A 5,213-nucleotide genomic window follows, 5' to 3' on the forward strand; every position below is an offset into this window, starting at 1 on the left:
GTAGCACCAGTAGCTCCGGTAGCGCCGGTGGCTCCGGTAGCACCAGTAGCTCCGGTAGCTCCGGTAGCTCCTGTGACACCTAAACCAGTTTGTAATAATACGATGTCATCAACTACAATATCTGCAGTTGATGGAGAAGGAATCTTATGAATAATAACCAATGCTCGAATCGCCGTTGCAGGTACAACGGAAGTTGTTTCGTAAATGGTAGTCCAGTTTTTATTTGTGTTATCAGGAAGATGATCAATCGGAAGTATAATACTCATTCCAATCCCAATAGGGGTAGCAACTACATTTAAATAAATTAGTGCAATATTTACCTGAGGGCTTGGTAAATTCCCTGTTTTTGCGATTGAAAGAAAAAATTCAAAACTATCTCCAGGTACTACAGGTATTTCTTGAACCAAGAAACTATTATCCGTATTTCCAAATAATAATGCACTAAAAGAACCTGAATGACTCGTCAGGTTACTAATCGTAACATTTGAAGAACTCCAAGGAGTGAGGGTTCCCGTTTCAAAATTCCCATTGACAATTTTGTTGATAAAAGACAACTAACTCACCACATTTCATGATTAGGATTATTGGAACTATTGCAGTATATGGTGAATCTCTTATTTTTGAGTGGGTATATACCATCTGAAAAATAATACAAATTTTTAATAAAATATACGATTATTGTTTTACGACACATTTGTGAATAATGAATAACGGAATAGTGGGAAAACTTAAGCAATCTTAGGAAGAAGGTTTGAATAAAAAAGGGACTACGATGATTTTGAATGATAAAAAAGCCGTTACCCCCATATCTGGGTAAAAACCGACTGTTTACAATATCCAGAATCCTTAATGTTGTGAATTTTTTATCAACACTGAAAAGACAGATCTTTTATTTTTCTTGTAGTCTAGTTCAGTTGTAAATAATTGAAAATTTAGATTCCTCCATCGTTTCCACACATTTTTTGTTTAAAATAATTACATATCAGAAAATGAAGTGGAGGTTCACGATAAACGAAACGAATATTCAAACTATATCTTTCGATAGGTGCGATAGGGCTCATGCTGACTGGTTGTGCTAATTCTAGTGGTAAAGACGAATTGAAAATAGATAGCCACCCAAAAGACCAGAGAGCCCTTCTAATTCCAATCACTCACAAAAGAAACACAAAGAGTGGATGACAAAGAATTTACTATCACGGCACAAGCGAGCAATTTGAAGGTGTCTAATGAATTGACTTTGCCTGTATGGACATTTAACAATTCTGTGCCCGGTCCGGAGATTCGTGTAAAAGTCGAAGATACGGTTAAGATCAACTTAAAGAATGAACTCGAAGAACCCATCTCCATTCATTGGCACGGTTACCCAGTCCCGAACGATATGGATGGTATTCCAGGGGTTACGCAAGATGCTGTCGTTTCAGGGAAAACGTTTACGTATAAGTTTGAGGCTACTGTTCATAGATACGTACTGGTATCATTCGCACCAAGATAGCGTTAATCAGCTCGATAAGGGGCTCTATGGTTCATTGATTGATAGCTACGATCAGGATTACACGCTTGTACTAGACGAATGGATGAGTCCTGGCAGCATGGGTATGAAAACCAATACGAGTGATTCCAGCCAAAAGAATAAAAGTATGGAAGGTACACCATAGCAAGATGAACATGAGCAGCATGCATCACATTCAAATGAACATGAGTGACATGGAAGCTATGAAAGGTCACGATATAAGCATGTATAATCTGTATACCATCAATGTGAAGACAGGCAGTGCCATTGATAAGCTAGTGGTTAAAGAAGGTCAAAAGATTCGAATTCGCCTGGTAAATGCGGGGTATCTCATGCATACGATACATTTAAATGGACAGCGCCTGTTGTACTTTTATACCATCAGAACAACCCCTTCTACCTATCTTGGGTAAGTCCTGGGTTTGTAAAGGAAAAGCAGCTATCCTTCGATAAAGAAGCTTCAATCAATGGTCAGTCGATGGCAAAAACGGTCGTCTTTACTCTCGTAGACGGACAGGTTGCGGTATGATTACGCTAGCTGATATGATCCGAGATAAGGTCAAAGAAGTCCTTCAAGAGCTGAAGGAAATGCAGATTAAGTGGATCATGCTAACAGGTGATAACTAGAGGGTGGTTCAATATGACGGAAAGCAATAATACCTACAGACGCGTGATGTAGATCGTGACAATGGAACATCCAATCTCCTTGATTATCCGCTTCAAATACAACCACGTATTTTTCTCATGGCTTCACGTTGAGGGTATCCTTAATAGCAATCCCTTTTTTTGTCGGTTCCATAATGGGAAGCAAGATTACGAAAAAACAGATTACCTTTTTGATTTAAGGACATCCTTCTGTCCCTACAAACGAAATGCCGTCAGTATTATTCTAAGCAAACGGTATTTTACTCGCTAATTTGATGGTTTCCCAGTATTTATCTTGTTCATAAGTGGCATAAGAGTCATATGAGAAAGTGGGCAAATCAATAGGATTCCCAAAAATAGATAGTTCGTTAGTTCGCCTCGATACACATTAATTAAGACAATAAGAACAACAAGTGTAATGGGAAGCACACAAGATAGTGTCATTATCCAATTGTGTGTTTTTAAACCGTGTCCATTAGATGAAATATGCTTCGAATTGCTGTTCCTTGATTATGATTTCCACAACAATTCAACGGTCATTCCTCCTTTTGGTGACCAGACTCAACTGGTCAAGTTAGGAATATCATTTCTCATTCGCTCATTCTGAGCCTTTAATTCATCTAGCTCTCTGCATCCTTTGCCTATCCTCAAAAGTCCCTTTCCCGTAATTTCCATGTCCGTGACCTCCACGCATACCAAACACCATCACAAACATCATAAGGGGGCAAGCCAGCAGTAATAACCATGTCCAATCCAGAATAGGAATAGGGATTCTTATTATTTTCCAATCTATGGAGCATCCTATACGCTAGGTTCTTCAGGGCCTTCACCGAGACTTAGCAAGGGGAATGGTGAGGAAAAGTCGCACGTTTACTCGAGAGGAATTGGTTGAACGATTATGGGGATATGAGTATACGGGTGATGCCCGTATCGTGGATACCCACATCAGGAATATTCGCGAAAAGTTACACCGTGCAAGACTTGGCTATGATTCTATTCAAACCGTTTGGGGAATAGGCTATAAATTTTCAGCACTGGGAGGAATTTGACGAAGCCCCTACATAGGAAGATTGCACATTTATTGCAAAGCTTGGGCGTGGGTATCTATAAAAAATGATAAGAAAACAGCCGACAAATGGGGAATTGACATTCGATTCCATATTGTAAAAGGAGAAGCTACAAGTCCTATTTCATTCCAAGGATTCGGAGGTGCATTTGATTAATGATTATCGAGCTGCAAAATGCAAAGCCGCTTTCTCAAATCAGAGATGAAAAAGACACGAGAATATTACACTGGAGTTACTTGCTGCTTACGAAGCTATAGCGATGTTAGACGGAAAAATAGCCTTGTTGGAAAAGAAAATTCTAAGACTTGAAGGAGAGAACAAACATGACTAAACAGTATATGATCCCTGTATATGGCTTACTGGTGAGGGCTGGACGCAGTGGATTTGAATCTTTACCGGAATTTTATAGGGTTCCCGTAGCAGAGTATTTAACTGAACAAGCAGAAATGTAAAACGCCACTCTCATCTGCAGAAGGCGTTTTTTATTTGGGAACGGATGATAATTCATGTAAATAAGCCCTTACCTTTCGATAAGGGCTTATTATCCCATGGAGAAAATTATTTATTTGCCCCGTATATTGTATATCGAATCAATGAGAGAGGTTCGCCCTTTCTGGAATTTAAATCAAAAGGAGAGAAAATAGTCATTACAAAACGAAAAAAGCAAGCGCCCATCTTATCATCAAAGAAAGGGCGTTTTTTATTTTGGCAGCTACGGCTCCCTAACTTAATTTAAAAGGAATGGATACATGGAAAACTTAAGCAAGGTTCTTTCAGCCTTAGGAGGTGCAACAGTTACGTTTCTTTTTGGTGGATGGTCTTATTTACTCACGGTATTAATTGTTTTTGTATGTATCGACTATGGAAGTGGTGTAGCGGCAGGAGCCGCAGAAGGAAAATTAAAAAGTAAAATTTGCTTAATCGGTATTCAAAGAAAGCTTTTTATTTTTGGGATCATTGCTATTGCGCCATGCTGGATACTGCTTTAGGGGACCAACATGTAATCCGCAGCGCAACGATCTTTTTCTATATGGCTAATGAGCTGCTGTCCATTTTAGAGAACGCTGGACGTATCGGCTTACCAGTAGCAGACGTAGTTAAACGGGCTGTAGAGGTTCTAAAAGATAAAGGAGGAGCAAATAATGAAACCACAGCGCTGTAGCTGACATGAAAAAAACGAAGATACCTGCATCTCTTACCATTACTCAAGCAATCCTTGAATCAGCATAGGGGAGAGAGTGGACTAACCAAGCGACGAAACAACCTCTTTGGTATCAAAGGAACAGGCCCAGCAGGAGTTTGCGCTATGCCGACCAAGGAGAATTACAACGGTAAATCAACAATGATGGCATCTAGGAAACATTTGTATTTAGATATCATATTCACTTTTAAAATCGACTCACCCCAATTGTTATAAGCCCGAAAATTGGCTGTGATACTTGTCCATTGTTCAACAAGACATAGTAATTAAGATTTTCAACAATCTGGCGCTTTAATAACTAACTAAAGCCTAATTTCTCACTTACAAGACCGAGAAAATAGGATGATTTATATTTGGATTTCCTTAACGTTGTAAATCTGCATTTAACTTAACTAGTCAGAATGGGTGACTTTACCGTATTCAATGTAGAGTTGCCCATTCTTTTTATTTCATTAAATACTAGATATCTATATTCAATTTTATAGTATTCATAGTACATTGAGTAAGGTGTTTAAGATCTAGGGTGTAGCCCAAGTCTTACAAAATTGTAAATTTTTTTTATTGACGGTAACATCTACATGTAACTATAATGGTTACAAGATGGAGATACAAGTAGTTCACCATCTCATAATAAATCTAAGAGGTGAATATTTTATGAAACGTAAATTTATTGCAGCAGCGCTGGTTACAGGAACATTACTGTCATACTCATCTAATACTTTTGCAGATGTTAATTCCAAAGGTGCTATTTCTAAAATGAGTGAAGTACAACAAAACTTTATAGTTGGAA

The 5,213-nt window shown here is 38.4% G+C and carries 4 protein-coding genes and 4 pseudogenes; 6 read left to right on the forward strand and 2 right to left on the reverse strand.

What is annotated here, in order from left to right; all coding sequences use genetic code 11:
• Window positions 1-554: NTTRR-F1 domain (locus AYJ08_RS04460; protein WP_157452783.1), on the reverse strand; the 554-nt coding region annotated here is incomplete at its 3' end.
• Between the two features lie 662 nt (window positions 555-1,216).
• On the opposite strand from AYJ08_RS04460, the pseudogene AYJ08_RS25025 reads away from it, so the two are divergent.
• Both AYJ08_RS25025 and AYJ08_RS23335 read left to right on the forward strand, forming a co-directional pair.
• Window positions 1,217-1,824, forward strand: a pseudogene (locus AYJ08_RS25025) (multicopper oxidase domain-containing protein); the annotation flags it as partial.
• 211 nt (window positions 1,825-2,035) lie between these two features.
• Complete coding sequence (locus AYJ08_RS23335; RefSeq protein ID WP_157452784.1) at window positions 2,036-2,137, forward strand: HAD family hydrolase; 102 nt, start codon at window positions 2,036-2,038, stop codon at window positions 2,135-2,137.
• 25 nt (window positions 2,138-2,162) lie between these two features.
• Here the strand turns inward: AYJ08_RS23335 and AYJ08_RS22805 are convergent.
• Window positions 2,163-2,282, reverse strand: a pseudogene (locus AYJ08_RS22805) (multicopper oxidase domain-containing protein); the annotation flags it as partial.
• Window positions 2,283-3,003: 721 nt separating this feature from the next.
• On the opposite strand from AYJ08_RS22805, the gene AYJ08_RS04475 reads away from it, so the two are divergent.
• From AYJ08_RS04475 to AYJ08_RS24325, 4 genes and pseudogenes are all read left to right on the forward strand, one after another.
• Entirely contained in the window at window positions 3,004-3,204 is a 201-nt protein-coding gene (locus AYJ08_RS04475; protein WP_064016751.1) for a winged helix-turn-helix domain-containing protein, read from the forward strand.
• Window positions 3,205-3,545: 341 nt separating this feature from the next.
• Window positions 3,546-3,674, forward strand: a complete 129-nt coding sequence (locus tag AYJ08_RS24710; protein ID WP_255365448.1) for a CD1375 family protein — start codon at window positions 3,546-3,548, stop codon at window positions 3,672-3,674.
• 297 nt (window positions 3,675-3,971) lie between these two features.
• A pseudogene (locus AYJ08_RS04485) lies at window positions 3,972-4,384 on the forward strand (phage holin family protein).
• Window positions 4,385-4,389: 5 nt separating this feature from the next.
• Window positions 4,390-4,591: pseudogene (locus tag AYJ08_RS24325) on the forward strand (glucosaminidase domain-containing protein); the annotation flags it as partial.
• Between the last annotated feature and the right edge of the window lie 622 nt (window positions 4,592-5,213).

This window comes from Brevibacillus sp. SKDU10 (genome assembly GCF_001645205.1).
GTDB lineage: Bacteria > Bacillota > Bacilli > Brevibacillales > Brevibacillaceae > Brevibacillus_B > Brevibacillus_B halotolerans.

Coding starts and splice junctions, on each gene's coding strand:
- AYJ08_RS23335 (WP_157452784.1), top strand. CDS start 2,036: ATGATTACGCTAGCTGATATGATCCGAGATAAGGTCAAAGAAGTCCTT.
- AYJ08_RS04475 (WP_064016751.1), top strand. CDS start 3,004: ATGGTGAGGAAAAGTCGCACGTTTACTCGAGAGGAATTGGTTGAACGA.
- AYJ08_RS24710 (WP_255365448.1), top strand. CDS start 3,546: ATGACTAAACAGTATATGATCCCTGTATATGGCTTACTGGTGAGGGCT.